The 14400-nt window shown below is 61.4% G+C and carries 11 protein-coding genes; 6 read left to right on the forward strand and 5 right to left on the reverse strand.

What is annotated here, in order from left to right; translation table 11 throughout:
• Nucleotides 1-17 precede the first annotated feature (17 nt).
• Nucleotides 18-962 carry a DMT family transporter gene (locus ACF6ZU_RS25545; RefSeq protein WP_392888143.1) on the forward strand — a complete coding sequence of 315 codons (945 nt, stop codon included), beginning with the start codon at nt 18-20 and terminating at the stop codon, nt 960-962.
• Nucleotides 963-1214: 252 nt separating this feature from the next.
• Nucleotides 1215-2291 (forward strand): 4-hydroxyphenylpyruvate dioxygenase, encoded by a 1077-nt coding sequence (gene hppD, locus ACF6ZU_RS25550; protein ID WP_392888144.1) that lies wholly within the window; start codon nt 1215-1217, stop codon nt 2289-2291.
• A 130-nt stretch (nt 2292-2421) separates the two neighbouring features.
• Here the strand turns inward: hppD and rarD are convergent, their stop codons facing one another.
• From rarD to ACF6ZU_RS25565, 3 genes are all read right to left on the reverse strand, one after another.
• Nucleotides 2422-3303 (reverse strand): EamA family transporter RarD, encoded by an 882-nt coding sequence (gene rarD / locus ACF6ZU_RS25555; protein ID WP_392888146.1) that lies wholly within the window; start codon nt 3301-3303, stop codon nt 2422-2424.
• Between the two features lie 200 nt (nt 3304-3503).
• Nucleotides 3504-4517 (reverse strand): aldo/keto reductase, encoded by a 1014-nt coding sequence (locus ACF6ZU_RS25560; protein ID WP_392888149.1) that lies wholly within the window; start codon nt 4515-4517, stop codon nt 3504-3506.
• Nucleotides 4518-4714: 197 nt separating this feature from the next.
• Entirely contained in the window at nt 4715-6025 is a 1311-nt protein-coding gene (locus ACF6ZU_RS25565; protein WP_392888151.1) for an MFS transporter, read from the reverse strand.
• 161 nt (nt 6026-6186) lie between these two features.
• Between ACF6ZU_RS25565 and ACF6ZU_RS25570 the strand changes: the two genes are divergently transcribed.
• The 4 genes from ACF6ZU_RS25570 to ACF6ZU_RS25585 all read left to right on the forward strand — a co-directional run bounded on the left by ACF6ZU_RS25570 (nt 6187) and on the right by ACF6ZU_RS25585 (nt 11958).
• A complete protein-coding gene (locus ACF6ZU_RS25570; protein ID WP_392888153.1) occupies nt 6187-7314 on the forward strand; it encodes a sugar diacid recognition domain-containing protein in 1128 nt (375 codons plus the stop codon).
• Nucleotides 7315-7632: 318 nt separating this feature from the next.
• The gene (locus ACF6ZU_RS25575; protein ID WP_392888154.1) at nt 7633-8775 is read left to right on the forward strand and encodes a glycerate kinase; all 1143 of its coding nucleotides are present in this window, start codon (nt 7633-7635) and stop codon (nt 8773-8775) included.
• Nucleotides 8776-9103: 328 nt separating this feature from the next.
• Nucleotides 9104-10729 (forward strand): methyl-accepting chemotaxis protein, encoded by a 1626-nt coding sequence (locus ACF6ZU_RS25580; protein ID WP_392888155.1) that lies wholly within the window; start codon nt 9104-9106, stop codon nt 10727-10729.
• Nucleotides 10730-10770: 41 nt separating this feature from the next.
• Nucleotides 10771-11958 carry a pyridoxal phosphate-dependent aminotransferase gene (locus ACF6ZU_RS25585; RefSeq protein ID WP_392888157.1) on the forward strand — a complete coding sequence of 396 codons (1188 nt, stop codon included), beginning with the start codon at nt 10771-10773 and terminating at the stop codon, nt 11956-11958.
• Nucleotides 11959-12089: 131 nt separating this feature from the next.
• Here ACF6ZU_RS25585 and ACF6ZU_RS25590 read toward each other — a convergent pair whose 3' ends face one another.
• Nucleotides 12090-13067, reverse strand: coding sequence for an NAD(P)-dependent oxidoreductase (locus ACF6ZU_RS25590; RefSeq protein ID WP_392893930.1), 978 nt, complete (start codon nt 13065-13067; stop codon nt 12090-12092).
• A 21-nt stretch (nt 13068-13088) separates the two neighbouring features.
• Nucleotides 13089-14387, reverse strand: coding sequence for an MFS transporter (locus ACF6ZU_RS25595; RefSeq protein WP_392888159.1), 1299 nt, complete (start codon nt 14385-14387; stop codon nt 13089-13091).
• Nucleotides 14388-14400 lie beyond the last annotated feature (13 nt).

Genomic DNA, 14400 nt, shown 5'->3' on the forward strand with positions numbered 1-14400 from the left:
TCTAACGCTGAGGACTTATGACAACGTGTGAACAAAGCCTGCCGGGAACCTCCGAGGTGGCGGTGTATTTCAAGCTGGCGGCCGTGACCATGATTTGGGGCGGCACCTTTGTTGCGGGGCGTTTTCTGGCGGACAGCCTCAGCCCGCTGTTCGCCGCCAGCCTGCGATTCCTCCTCGCCAGCGTGGCGTTGCTGCTGTTTTTAGTGTTGGCCCGCGTGCCACTGGCGCGGCCGACGCCTCGACAATGGATGCAGCTGGCCCTGTTGGGTTTCTTCGGGATCTTTTTCTACAACCTCTGCTTCTTTTATGGCCTGCATTACATCAATGCCTCCCGGGCGTCATTGATCGTGGCGCTGAACCCGGCGGTGATCGGGCTGGCCTCGTGGCTGTTGTTCAAGGAGCGCCTGAGCCGGGCCAAGGTCTTCGGCATCACGATCTGCATCGCCGGGGCGAGCCTGGTCATTGTCAGTCGCAATCCGCGGTTGCTGGTCGGCAATGCAGACGCGTGGATCGGCGACCTGCTGATTTTCGGCTGCGTGCTGGGGTGGGGGATTTACTCGCTGTTCTCCAAGGAGTTGAACCAGACCCTGGGGCCGGTGCAAACCGTGACCTATTCGATCCTGCTCGGCACCGCGATGCTCTGGATGGCCAGCGCCGCGAGGGGCGAGTTGAGTTTTTCGGCCCTGGCCAGTCTCGGGTCGCAACAATGGCTGAGCCTGATCTACCTGGGCGTATTGGGCTCGGCGCTGGCGTATATCGGCTATTACGACGGACTGCGCAAAATCGGCGCGACCCGGTCCGGCGTGTTCATCGCCTTGAATCCACTGACGGCAGTCATCTTCGGCGCGTTGCTGCTGGGCGAGCAGCTGACCGTAACGATGTGCCTGGGTGGCGGGCTGATCCTGACGGGGATTTTCCTCTGCAATAAACCCCTTGCGCGAGCAGGGAAAAAGGGGATTTGATACAGAAGGCGGACAAACCTATTTACGCTGTGTAGAATCCGGTTACGCATATAAGAATAAACGTCTTCTGCCAGCAGAAGCATCGCCCGCAATAGCCTTGGGTCGACAATGAAGAGTTTTGGGTTTCAATTGATCTATGGTGACTTCCTCGCCCGCAGCGTGCGGGGCATCTCCTGCGCGCCTCCCGCCAGCCTCAGCATCGCCAGCAACTAACGATCCGTTAATTGACCAGAACATGATGAGGCGCCAACCATGGCAGATTTATACGAAAACCCGATGGGCCTGATGGGCTTCGAATTCATCGAATTCGCATCGCCAACCCCGAACACCCTGGAGCCGATCTTCGAGATCATGGGCTTCACCAAGGTGGCGACCCACCGTTCCAAAGACGTGCACCTGTATCGCCAGGGCGCGATCAACCTGATCCTCAACAACGAACCCCACAGCGTCGCTTCGTACTTCGCGGCCGAGCACGGCCCGTCGGTGTGCGGCATGGCGTTCCGGGTCAAGGACTCGCAGAAAGCCTACAAGCGCGCACTGGAACTCGGCGCGCAGCCGATCCACATCGAAACCGGCCCGATGGAATTGCACCTGCCGGCGATCAAAGGCATCGGCGGCGCGCCGCTGTACCTGATCGACCGTTTCGGCGAGGGTAGCTCGATCTATGACATCGACTTCGTGTTCATCGAAGGTGTTGATCGCAACCCGGTCGGCGCGGGCCTGAAGATCATCGACCACCTGACCCACAACGTGTACCGCGGCCGCATGGCGTACTGGGCGAACTTCTACGAGAAGCTGTTCAATTTCCGTGAAATCCGCTATTTCGACATCAAGGGCGAATACACCGGCCTGACTTCCAAGGCGATGACCGCGCCGGACGGCATGATCCGCATCCCGTTGAACGAAGAGTCGTCCAAGGGCGCCGGGCAGATCGAAGAGTTCCTGATGCAGTTCAACGGCGAGGGCATCCAGCACGTTGCGTTCCTGGCCGATGACCTGGTGAAAACCTGGGACCACCTGAAAAGCATCGGCATGCGTTTCATGACCGCGCCGCCGGACACCTACTACGAAATGCTCGAAGGCCGTCTGCCGAACCACGGCGAGCCGGTTGATCAACTGCAATCGCGGGGCATTCTGCTGGACGGTTCGTCCGAGTCGGGCGACAAGCGCCTGCTGTTGCAGATTTTCTCGGAAACCTTGATGGGCCCGGTCTTCTTCGAATTCATCCAGCGTAAGGGCGACGATGGTTTCGGTGAGGGCAACTTCAAGGCGTTGTTCGAATCGATCGAGCGTGACCAGGTTCGTCGTGGCGTGCTGTCCACCGACTAAACCACTACCGCTGTAAAAAAACTGTAGGAGCGAGCCTGCTCGCGATAGCGGAGTGTCAGTCGACATTTGAGTTGTCGAATGCACCGCTATCGCGAGCAGGCTCGCTCCTACATTTGTTTTGTGTATGGGCTTAAGGTTTGCGCTGTCGAACCAGATGTTTGAACCCTTCGAACATCAACACCAGCACCGCCATCCAGATCGGAATGTAGGTCAGCCATTCCCCGGCCTTGATGCTTTCCCCGAGCAGCAACGCGACGCCCAGCAACAGCACCGGTTCGACATAGCTCAACAGCCCGAACAGGCTGAACGGCAGCAGTCGGCTGGCGATGATGTAGATCACCAGCGCCGAGGCACTGATGACACCGAGCATCGGGATCAACAGCGACAGCCATGGATGCTGATCAAACACGTTGAAGCCTTGCTCGCCCGTCTGCACGAACCAGAAAGCCACCGGCAGCGTCAGCGCCATGTCCAGCCACAAGCCGCCCAGGTTGTCCGTCGCCAGACGTTTGCGCAGGATGAAATAGGTCGGATAGCCCACGCACACCAGCAAGGTCGCCCAGGAAAAACCACCGACCTGATACACCTCGTTGATCACCCCGAGGCAGGCGAAAAACACGGCAACTTTCTGTAGGTAGGACAGGCGTTCACCGTAGGCGAGCCGTCCGGTCAGGACCATGGTCAACGGCAGCAGGAAATAGCCCAGCGACACATCGAGGCTGTAACCGTTGAGCGGTGCCCACATGAACAACCAGAGTTGCACGCCCAACAGGGCAGAGGAGGCGATCAGGGCGGCGATCAGTTTCGGGCGGGCAAAGACTCGCCGGACAATCTCGACCACGCGCTTCCATTCGCCGGACACCACCATGAACACGGTCATGCACGGCACGGTCAGCAACATGCGCCAACCGAAAATTTCCACACCGCTCAACGGGGTGAGCAATGAGGTGTAGTAATACATGACGGCAAACAGCACCGAGGCTGAAACCGATAGAGCGATACCTTTAGACAAACTGTCCTCGCGAAATTGAACGTGAAACGGGGTGCGGAGGATACGTGGTTTTTGTGCTGAATATTGTCCGGATGATCAATATTTACAACACCACAATCTACTGTAGGAGCGAGCCTGCTCGCGATGGTGTATCAGCCACATCGGTATCAACTGAAAGACCATCGCGAGCAGGCTCGCTCCTACAGTGGTTCGGTGTGTGTTCAGGTGGTGTGGGGTTTACGGCCCGACACGAAATGGCTCACATCATTGAACCCCGGCGTGGACGCATGCCCCGGCGTCACCAGCGAATCGATGAACGCCTCATCCTCGGCGGTGATCTTCACCGTCTGCGCCTTAGTGTAGGCGTCCCATTGCTCTTCGGTGCGCGGTCCGACAATGGCGGAGGTGACCGCGCTGTTGTTCAGCACCCAGGCAATCGCGAAATCGACGATGCCCACGCCACGGCCCTGGGTGTACTCCTGGATTTTTTGCGCGATGCGCAGGGATTCCACGCGCCATTCGGTTTCCAGAATGCGTTTGTCGGCACGCCCGGCGCGGCTGTTGGCATCGGGTTTCACGTCCGGCGCGTATTTGCCGCTGAGCACGCCACGGGCCAGCGGGCTATAAGGCACCACACCCAGGCCATAGGTGTGGGCGGCGGTGATCTGTTCGGTTTCGGCCTGACGGTTGACGATGTTGTATAGCGGCTGGCTGATGACGGGGCGATCGACACCCAGCTTGTCCGCTACGCGAATCACCTCGGCGATGCGCCAGCCGCGATAGTTCGACAACCCCCAGTAGCGGATTTTGCCTTGGCGAATCAGATCGCCGATGGCCGACACCGTGACTTCCAGCGGCGTGTTGTGGTCTTCGCGGTGCAGGTAATAGATGTCGAGGTAGTCAGTACCCAGGCGCGTGAGGCTGGCGTCGATGCCGTTGAAAATATGTTTGCGGCTCAGGCCGCTGCGGTTCGGCACGCCGTCCACCGGGCCAAAGCCGACCTTGGTGGCGAGCACCCACTCGTGACGGTTTCCGGCAATCGCTTCGCCGACGATTTCCTCGGAACGGCCACCGGTGTAGACGTCGGCGGTGTCGATGAAATTGATGCCCTGGTCCCAGGCCTTGTCGATGATCCGCAGGGAATCTTCGGTGCTGGTCTGTTCGCCGAACATCATGGTGCCCAGGGTCAGGGTGGACACCTGCAAACCCGAATGACCCAGCGTGCGGTAGCTCATGACGAATTCCTTTTACCAGTGGGAAAGGCTCAATCAGATACCAGAACGGTCGCGCGGATCAAAGTGAATTTTCGATCACCCCGAATCAAAAAATGTAGGAGTGAGCCTGCTCGCGAAGGCGGCGTGTCAGTCAACATTCAGATCAACTGACAGAACGCTTTCGCGAGCAGGCTCGCTCCTACAGTGTTTTGCGGTGATCAGACGCGCAGGGTACGCGTCATGCGCAACGCCAGCAGGCTACCGCAGACAATCACACCCGCCAGCAAGTACAGCGCGGCATCGGTGGAGCCAGTAGTGTCCTTGACCCAACCCACCAGGTACGGGCTGAGGAAACCGGCCATCTGGCCCATGGAGTTGATCAACGCCAGGCCACCCGCCGCAGCGCCGGCACTGAGCAGCGCGGTCGGCACCGGCCAGAACATCGGCAGGCCGGTGAGGGCGCCCATGGTGGCGATGGTCAGGCCGAGAATCGCAATGGCCGGCGTGGTGGCGAAGTTCACCGCGATCAGCAGGCCGACAGCGCCCATCAGCATCGGCACCACCAAATGCCAGCGACGTTCTTTGCGCAAGTCCGCCGAGCGGCCGACCATCAGCATGAACACGGCGGCCAGCAGGTAGGGAATGGCGCTCAACCAGCCGATTACCAGGTTATCGCTGAAGCCCAGGTTCTTGATGATCGACGGCAGCCAGAAGTTGATTGCGTAGACGCCACTCTGGATGCAGAAGTAGATCAGGCCGAAGGCCCAGATCGCCGGGTTCTTGAACACCGCCAGCAGCGAGTCGGTGGTGGTTTTCGGTTTGTTGGCCAGGTCTTCGGCGTGGTCGGCTTCCAGCACCGAGCGCTCGAACGGGGTCAGCCATTTGGCGTTTGCGTAGCTGTCGCTAAGCAGGAAGTAGGCGAGGGCGCCAAGGATCACGGTCGGGATTCCTTGCAGCAGGAACATCCACTGCCAGCCGGCCAGACCACCCTGGCCTGCGGCGAAGTGGTTGAGAATCCAGCCGGAAAACGGGCTGCCGAGCAGACCCGACACCGGGATCGCCGACATGAACAGCGCCATGATGCGGCCACGGCGGAAGGTCGGGAACCACTGCGAGAGGTAAAGCACCACGCCCGGGAAGAACCCGGCTTCAGCCGCACCGGTGAACAGGCGCAAGGTGTAGAACTCGGTCGGGGTGGTGACGAACAGCAGGCAGGTCGACAGCGTGCCCCAGGTGATCATCATCAGCGCGATCCAGCGGCGCGGGCCGAATTTGGTCAGGGCCAGGTTGCTCGGCACGCCGCACAGCACGTAGCCGATAAAGAAGATCCCGGCGCCGAGGCCGTACACGGTTTCGCTGAATTTCAGTGCGTCGAGCATCTGCAGCTTGGCAAATCCAACGTTCACCCGGTCGAGGTAGTTGAACAGGTAGCAGATGAAGATGAAGGGGATCAAACGCAGGGTAATGCGTTTGTAAACGGCATTTTTTTCGTCAACGATGGCCTGGGTAGCGGCGGCGCTCTGTGACATGGCGGGCTCTCTCTTTATTATGATTTTTTGCGATGCAAAGGGTAACGTTGATCGCCCTGAGAGTCTCGGTCACGCTCATGGCTGCTGTCTTTGTGCTTGAGCACAGGGTTTATCAACCCGCCCTGTGCGGCTGAACAGTCACCCCTTCAAGGATCACCCTTATGTTCGAACTCGATCACGACCTGGCGCAGGACATCGTCGACCGGGCGATGGCCATCCTGCCGTACAACGTCAACGTCATGGACAGCCAGGGATTGATTCTCGGCAGCGGCGAACCGGAGCGGGTCAACACCCGTCACGAGGGCGCGCAACTGGTGCTGGCCAACGGGCGCGTGGTGGAAATCGATGCGCAAACGGCCATTCACCTCAAGGGCGTACAGCCGGGGATCAACTTGCCGCTGTTGCTCGATCAGCGCCTGATCGGCGTGCTGGGCATCACCGGCGAACCGGAACAGCTGCGCACCTACGCCGAACTGGTGCGCATGACCGCAGAGATGCTGGTGGGCCAGCGCAACCAGCAGGCCGAGCAGCAATGGCGGCGACAGCGTTGCGATGATCTGCTGGCACTGTTGTTGAGCGAGGCGGGGGATTCGCCGCGACTGATCGATGAAGCGCAGCAGCTTGGGCTGAAGCCGCAAATGACCCGGGTGCCTTATCTGTTTGAGTTGGGCATGGAGCACGGGCCGGGGCAAACCGTTGAGGCGCTCAGCGCCTGGCTGACTTCCCGTTACCCGGACAGCTGGTGTGTGAGTTCGGCCAAGTCTTCGTTGCTGTGGTGTCGACCGGCCAGCCAGGCGATCGAGAATGACCGCTTGCTGGAGAAACTCGACGGCCTCGGCTGGAATATCCTGCGCATTGCGGTAGGCGGGCAGGCGGACGGCTTGTCCGGCCTGCGCCGTTGCTATCGGCGGGTCGGTGACTTGCTGGCATACGGGCGCGATGTCCTGCCCCATTCGCGCCTGCTGACGCTGACCCGTTATCGCTTGCCGGTGATGCTCTGGCGGCACCGCAACGACGATGCGCTGGACGAGTTGCTCAAGCCCCTGCGCAAAGTCATCGCCAAGGACAACAACGGCCAGTTGCTCGCCACCCTGCGCAGTTGGTGCGAGCACGACGGCCAGAGCCAGGCCTGTGCGGATGCGCTGGGCATTCACCGCAACAGCCTGCGTTATCGCATGGAGCGGATTGCCGAACTCAGCGGCGTCGACCCGCTGCGCCTCGATGGCATGCTGGCGTTGTACCTCGGCGTGCAACTGCTCCCACAAACCGAAACAACACCACCCCTGTAGGAGCCAGCTTGCTGGCGAAAAACGTCCAGACACCCGCGTTCGTCCAGACAACCCGCGTCATCGTTGATGTCCATCGCCGGCAAGCCGGCTCCTACAGTTTTGAATGTGACCCCAATTCCCGTGTAGGAGCCAGCTTGCTGGCGATCGATTCAACGCGGTGTCCATGATTCACCGCGTCGAATGCATCGCCAGCAAGCCGGTTCCTACAGGGTCGTTTTGTGGAAATGAACAATAATCCATCCTGCCGCTTGTGCACGGGACCGGCGTTATTGTTCAGGCCTGCTGGCAGCATGAGGGCATTGGAACTGGAGAATTCGCATGAAAATCGTCATCGCCCCCGATTCGTTCAAGGACAGCCTGAGTGCCCAGGGTGTGGCTGATGCCATCGCCACCGGGCTGGCGCACGTCTGGCCCGAAGCGCAGTTGATCAAGTGCCCGATGGCCGACGGCGGCGAAGGAACGGTAGAGTCGATTCTGGCCGCGTGCGAAGGCCAGCTGCGTCGCAACGACGTTCGCGGGCCGCTGGGCACAACGGTCAGCGCCGCTTGGGGCTGGTTGCCCCAGAGTCTCACCGCGATCATCGAAATGGCCGAGGCCAGCGGCTTGCAACTGGTCGCGCCGGGGCAGCGTGATGCCTGCGTCAGCAGCACATTCGGCACCGGCGAGCTGATCCGCGCTGCGCTGGATGCCGGGGCGCAACGGGTGATTCTGGCGATTGGTGGCAGCGCGACCAATGACGGCGGTGCCGGAGCGATGCAGGCACTGGGCGTGAAGCTGCTGGATGCTGACGGCGAAACCCTGGCACCGGGCGGCCTGGCGCTGGCGCAACTAGCCCGGATCGACCTGAGCGAGATCGATCCACGTTTGGCCGAGGTGCGTTTCGACATCGCCGCCGACGTCAACAATCCGCTGTGCGGGCCCCACGGTGCTTCGGCGATTTTCGGTCCGCAAAAAGGCGCGACGCCGGCGCAGGTGGAACAACTGGACTGCGCCCTCGGTCACTTCGCCGAACACTGCGCGAAAGTGCTGAACAAAGATGTGCGCGACGAACCGGGCAGCGGCGCGGCGGGCGGCCTGGGGTTTGCGGCCAAGGCGTTTCTCGGCGCGCAGTTCAAGGCCGGGGTCGAAGTGGTCGCTGAACTGGTTGGCCTGGCCGAGGCGGTGAAGGGCGCTGACCTGGTGATCACGGGCGAAGGCCGTTTCGACGCGCAGACCTTGCGCGGCAAAACGCCGTTTGGCGTCGCGCGCATCGCCCGGCAACAGGGCGTGCCGGTCATCGTTATCGCCGGAACTCTGGGGGAGGGTTATCAGGCCCTCTACGAACACGGCATCGACGCTGCGTTTGCCCTGGCCAGCGGTCCGATGACGCTGGAACAGGCGTGTGCCGAAGCGCCGCGGTTGCTACAGGAACGCGCGACCGACATCGCCCGCGTCTGGCGTATCGCCCAACGCAATCTGTGAACAACCTTCGTTCCCGGTAGGAGCGAGCCTGCTCGCGATGGACGTCAACGATAACGATCGTTTGCCTGGATAGAACCGGGCATCCTCACGTCCATCGCGAACAGGTTCGCTCCTACAGGGGTGAAGTGTTTCACGGATGAAACACTCGTAACCCGTTGAAATTTATTTCGCAAATCCCCGCAAAAATCCTCAAGCCCCGCCGATACAGATGACAGGCGCGTGAACACCTCTCACAAAAGTGGCGCCGAACTGACTGGCGAGTCAAAGTCTCGCCCGCCAGTGATCACGGCAAGGATGCTCGAAGCCTCAATCACCCGAGTATCGTCCTATGTCCCTGCGTAATCTGAACATCGCGCCTCGAGCTTTCCTGGGTTTCGCCTTCATCGCTTTGCTGGTGGTGGTGCTGGGTGTGTTTGCGGTGAACCGCATGTCGATCATCCGCCAGTCCTCGATCGACATGGGCAGCACCCAACTGCCCAGTGTCGGTTTCCTCGGCAACGTCACCGAAAATATCCTGCGCATGCGCATCCTGTCGTTCCGCATTCTGGTCAACCGCGAGCCGGCCAGCCTGCAGGAAGCCGAAACCCGCATCGGCGTGCTGACCGAGAAGGCGCGCAAGGCCCAGGCCAGCTACGCCGCGTTGCCCGCCGGCCCGGAGGAAGCCGCGCTGTATAAGGTGTTCAGCGCGACGCTGGACAATTACATGCAAGCCCAGCGCGAAATGATGGACCTGTCGCGCCAGAACAAGATTGACGAGATGCGCACCCTGATCAACACCAGGATCAAGGACGGCACCGACCAGATGGGCGAGCAGCTCGGCCGCCTGGTGGCCTACAACACCGACGGCGCCAAAGCCGCCGGGGTTGTTGCCGAAGACAACTACAACACCGCCGTGAACGGGATCATCGCGGTGTCCGTGGTGGCGGCGCTCATGACCGTGTTGCTGGCCTGGCTGCTGACCCGCAGCATCGTCACGCCGCTGAACCGTGCGGTGCAGGCGGCGGAAACCATCGCTGGCGGCAACCTGAGCAAAACCATCGAGATCGACGGCAAGGACGAGCCGGCCCGTTTGCTCGGTGCCTTGTCCACCATGCAGAGCAACCTGCGCAAAACCATCGAGCAGATCGCCGGTTCCGCCACGCAACTCGGCGCTGCCGCCGAAGAACTCAGCGCCGTGACCGAAGAAGCGTCCCGTGGCCTGCAACAGCAAAACAACGAAATCGAACAGGCCGCCACCGCCGTCAACGAAATGACCGCCGCCGTGGAAGAAGTGGCGCGCAACGCCGTCTCGACGTCCGAAGCGTCCAGCCAGTCGACCCAGGCTGCCCGCGAAGGACGCGACCGTGTGGTGGAAACCGTTGACGCGATCCAGACCATGACCCATGACGTGCAAAACACCTCGCTGATGATCGAAGGCCTGGCGACCCAGGGCCGCGACATTGGCAAAGTGCTGGACGTGATCCGCGCCATCGCCGAGCAAACCAACCTGCTGGCCCTCAACGCCGCGATCGAGGCCGCGCGTGCCGGTGAAGCGGGGCGCGGTTTTGCGGTGGTGGCGGACGAAGTTCGGGCGCTGGCCCATCGCACTGCGCAATCGACCCAGGAAATCGAGAAGATGGTCGCCGGCATTCAGAACGGCACGGGCGAAGCGGTGTCGTCGATGCAGCAAAGCAATCAGCGCACCCAAAGCACTTTGGAAATGGCTCGTGCCGCCGGCGTGGCGCTGGAGCAGATCACCCAGTCGATCCACCTGATCAACGAGCGCAATCTGGTCATCGCCAGCGCGTCCGAAGAACAGGCGCAGGTGTCCCGTGAAGTCGACCGCAACCTGGTGAACATCCGCGACCTGGCGACCCAGTCTGCTGCGGGCGCCAACCAGACCAGCGCCGCTACGCACGAACTGTCGCGCCTGGCTGTCGACTTGAATGCCATGGTGGCGCGTTTCGTGATTTGAGATAGGGTTGAGGCTAGGACCACGCGCGATTGGAGAAATACATGCGCTATTCAGCCTTGACCCAACGAATCGCCGGCGACGGCGCGGCGGCCTGGCAAATTCATTATCGAGCATTGGAGTTGCGGGAGCAGGGCGTCGATGTGTTGCTGCTGTCGGTGGGGGATCCGGATTTCGATACACCGCGCCCCATCGTCCAGGCCTGCATCGACAGCCTGCTGGCTGGCGACACTCACTACGCGGAAGTGCGCGGCAATCGCGGGCTGCGCGACAGCATCGCCCGCCGGCATCGACGGCACGGCGGTCAGGATGTCGATGTCGATCAGGTCATTGTGACGCCAGGCGCCCAGTACGGCGTGTATTCGGTGGTGCAATGCCTGCTCGATCCGGGCGATGAGGTGATCGTCGCCGAACCCATGTACGTGACTTATGAAGGTGTTTTCGGCGCCTGCGGAGCCAAGGTGGTGCCGGTGGCGGTGCGTCCGGAGAACGGCTTTCGCGTTGATCCGGCGGACGTTGCTGCACTGATCACGCCGAAGACCCGCGCCCTGTTGCTCAACAGTCCGAACAACCCGTCCGGCGCCAGTCTGCCGCTGATGGTCTGGCAGGAACTGGCGTCGCTGTGCATCCGCCACAACCTGTGGCTGATCAGCGACGAGGTCTACAGCGGTCTGCTGTACGAAGGCGAGCACATCAGTCCCGCCAGTCTGCCGGGCATGGCCGAGCGCACGGCGACCATCGACAGCCTGTCCAAATCCCATGCCATGAGTGGCTGGCGAGTGGGCTGGGTGATCGGGCCGAAAACCTTGATCGACCATCTGGAACACTTGTCGTTGTGCATGCTGTTCGGCATCCCGGATTTCGTGCAGAACGCGGCACAGGTCGCGCTGGACGGGGACCTGCCGGAAGTGGCGATGATGCGCGAGGAGTATCGCCAGCGTCGCGATCTGGTGTGCGCGAGTTTGAACGCGTGCCCCGGTTTGCATGCGGTCCGGCCGGATGGCGGGATGTTCGTGATGGTCGATGTGCGCCGGACCGGGCTGACGGCTCAGCACTTTGCCGAGCGCCTGCTGGAAGGGTATGGCGTGTCGGTGCTGGCGGGCGAAGCGTTCGGGCCGAGTGCGGCGGGGCATATCCGGATCGGGTTGGTGGTGGATCAACGCCAGCTGGCGGATGCGTGTCGGCGGATTGCGTTGTGTTCGATGGATCTTCTTGAAGCACGGCGCGCCTGACAGTTTTTTGTTGTTTGTGCTGACCTCATCGCGAGCAGGCTCGCTCCCACATTAGATCTGTGGGGTTCACAAAACCATGTGGGAGCGAGACCGGCTTGCCGGCGATGACTGACTTGCAGGCGCTAGATTTCTTAAACCCTCCACGCCCGTGTGTTCACCAAATTTTTAGGCCGCTCACCCGCCAACGCCGCCAGCAGGTTGTCCACCGCGCACGTCGCCATTGCTTCCCGCGTCTCATGGGTCGCCGAGCCAATGTGCGGCGTCGCCACCACGTTGTTCAACTGCAACAACGGCGAATCCAGGTTCAGCGGTTCACGCTCGAACACATCCAGCCCCGCCGCGCGAATCTGCCCCGTGCGCAACGCCGCGATCAGCGCCGTTTCGTCCACCACCTTGCCTCGGGAAATGTTGATGAAGATCGTCTCGGGGCGCATCAATGCAAACTGCTCGGCGCCGATCAACCCCTCGGTTTCCGCCGTCAGCGGCAAGGTCAGGCAAACGAAGTCCGCCTCTTGCAACAGCGCTGGCAGGCTGCGGTACTGCGCATCGAAGCGTTGTTCCACCGCCGGTTTTGGCGAATGGCTGTGATAGATCATCGGCATGCCAAAACCGAAATGCCCGCGCTGGGCCAGCGCTTCGCCAATCCGCCCCATACCGATGATGCCGAGGGTTTTGCCGTGCACATCGCTGCCGAACTGCGCCGGCCCGACGTTGCGTTTCCACTGGCCGGAGCGAACCATGTTCGCCAGTTCCACCACGCGCCGCGCCGTCGCCAGGATCAGCGCGAAACCGGTGTCGGCAGTAGTTTCGGTCAGCACATCCGGGGTGTTGCTGAGCAGGATGCGCCGCTCGGTCAGGTAGTCGATGTCGTAGTTGTCGACACCCACCGAGACGCTGGCGATGGCTTGCAGGTGCGGCGCCCGATCCAGCAAACCGGCGTCGAGCTTGAGGCTGGCGCCGAGCAAACCGTGGGCGCGGGGCAGGGCCTCGCGCAGTTGCGCCAGGCCATCGGCGTCGAGGCTGTCGATCAGCGTGACTTCGGTCTGCTCGTGCAGGCGCGCCATCAGCAGCGGCGAGAGTTTCTTGTACAGGACGACCTGCTTTTTCATCGTATTCATCTCTACATCAGTTCAAGGGTGGGCCGCTGTCGGGCGTGTTACCGCGACCGTGGGACGCTCCCGGTCACTGGCGCCGGGCTTGAGGAAAATCGTTAGCACCACCGAGAACATCAGCGCGCCGCTCATCAGTAGGTACGACGCACCCGGCGAACCGGTGGAGCTGTTCAGGTAACCGACCAGATAGGAACCGCCAAACGAACCCAGCGCGCCCATGCTGTTGATCAACGCCATGGCGCCACCGGCGACGTTGGCCGGGAGGATTTCCGGGATGATCGCGAAGAATGGCCCGTAAGGCGCGTACATGCAGGCGCCGGCAATTACCAGCAGGGTGTAGGACCACCAGAAGTGTTCGGCGCCCAGTGCGTAGGAACCGTAGAACGCGATCGAGGCGATCAGCAGTGGCGGCCAGACGAAGCGTTTGCGTTTCTGCAATTTGTCCGAGCCCCAGGACACCAGCAGCATGCCGATCACCGCCGCCAGATAAGGCAGGGCGGACAGCCAGCCGGCTTCGACCATGTCCATCTGCGCGCCGGCCTTGAGGATCGACGGCAGCCACAGCACGAAACCGTAGACACCGATGCTCCAGCAGAAAAACTGCAGGGCCAGGATGATCACTTTCGGCGAACGGAAGGCTTCGGCGTAGTTCTTCACCGCCTTGATGCCCACCTGTTCGGCAGCGAGGGCGCTTTCCAGATCGTGCTTTTCGGCATCGCTGAGCCACTTGGCCTGGGCCGGACGATCATCCGCCAGGCGCCACCAGATAAACGCCCAGAGCACCGCCGGCAAGCCTTCGATGATGAACATCCAGCGCCAGCTGTAATGCTGCACCAGATACCCCGACACCACCGACATCCAGAGCATGGTCACCGGGTTGCCGAGGATCAGGAAAGTGTTGGCCCGGGAGCGCTCGGCACGGGTGAACCAGTGGCACAGGTAGATCAGCATCGCCGGCATCACCGCCGCTTCGACCACGCCGAGCATGAAGCGAATGACGATCAGCCAGTAGGCGTTGGAGACGATCCCGGTCAAGGTGGCCAGGCTGCCCCAGAGAATCAGGCTGACGAAAATCAGCTTCTTCACGCTGTGTTTTTGCGCGTAGATCGCTCCCGGCACCTGGAAGAAAAAGTAGCCGAGGAAGAACAGCGCGCCGAGCATCGACGACAGGCCGGGGGTGATCATCAGGTCGGCGGCCATGCCTGAGGCGGCGGCGAAGCCGTAGTTGGCGCGGTCCAGATACGCCAGGCTGTAGGTGATGAACACGATGGGCATGATGTACCACCAGCGGCGGGTGGCGAGCGTTGCGGTTTTCATGAGTGGTGCTCCT

It is taken from the genome of Pseudomonas migulae, from assembly GCF_043225285.1.
Classification (GTDB): Bacteria; Pseudomonadota; Gammaproteobacteria; order Pseudomonadales; family Pseudomonadaceae; genus Aquipseudomonas; species Aquipseudomonas migulae_C.

Excerpts from the sequence above, each read along its gene's own strand:
- ACF6ZU_RS25545 (WP_392888143.1), top strand. The coding sequence starts at position 18 with ATGACAACGTGTGAACAAAGCCTGCCGGGAACCTCCGAGGTGGCGGTG.
- ACF6ZU_RS25575 (WP_392888154.1), top strand. The coding sequence starts at position 7,633 with ATGAAAATCGTCATCGCCCCCGATTCGTTCAAGGACAGCCTGAGTGCC.
- ACF6ZU_RS25580 (WP_392888155.1), top strand. The coding sequence starts at position 9,104 with ATGTCCCTGCGTAATCTGAACATCGCGCCTCGAGCTTTCCTGGGTTTC.
- ACF6ZU_RS25570 (WP_392888153.1), top strand. The coding sequence starts at position 6,187 with ATGTTCGAACTCGATCACGACCTGGCGCAGGACATCGTCGACCGGGCG.
- hppD (WP_392888144.1), top strand. The coding sequence starts at position 1,215 with ATGGCAGATTTATACGAAAACCCGATGGGCCTGATGGGCTTCGAATTC.
- ACF6ZU_RS25590 (WP_392893930.1), bottom strand. The coding sequence starts at position 13,067 with ATGAAAAAGCAGGTCGTCCTGTACAAGAAACTCTCGCCGCTGCTGATG.
- ACF6ZU_RS25565 (WP_392888151.1), bottom strand. The coding sequence starts at position 6,025 with ATGTCACAGAGCGCCGCCGCTACCCAGGCCATCGTTGACGAAAAAAAT.
- ACF6ZU_RS25560 (WP_392888149.1), bottom strand. The coding sequence starts at position 4,517 with ATGAGCTACCGCACGCTGGGTCATTCGGGTTTGCAGGTGTCCACCCTG.
- ACF6ZU_RS25595 (WP_392888159.1), bottom strand. The coding sequence starts at position 14,387 with ATGAAAACCGCAACGCTCGCCACCCGCCGCTGGTGGTACATCATGCCC.
- ACF6ZU_RS25585 (WP_392888157.1), top strand. The coding sequence starts at position 10,771 with ATGCGCTATTCAGCCTTGACCCAACGAATCGCCGGCGACGGCGCGGCG.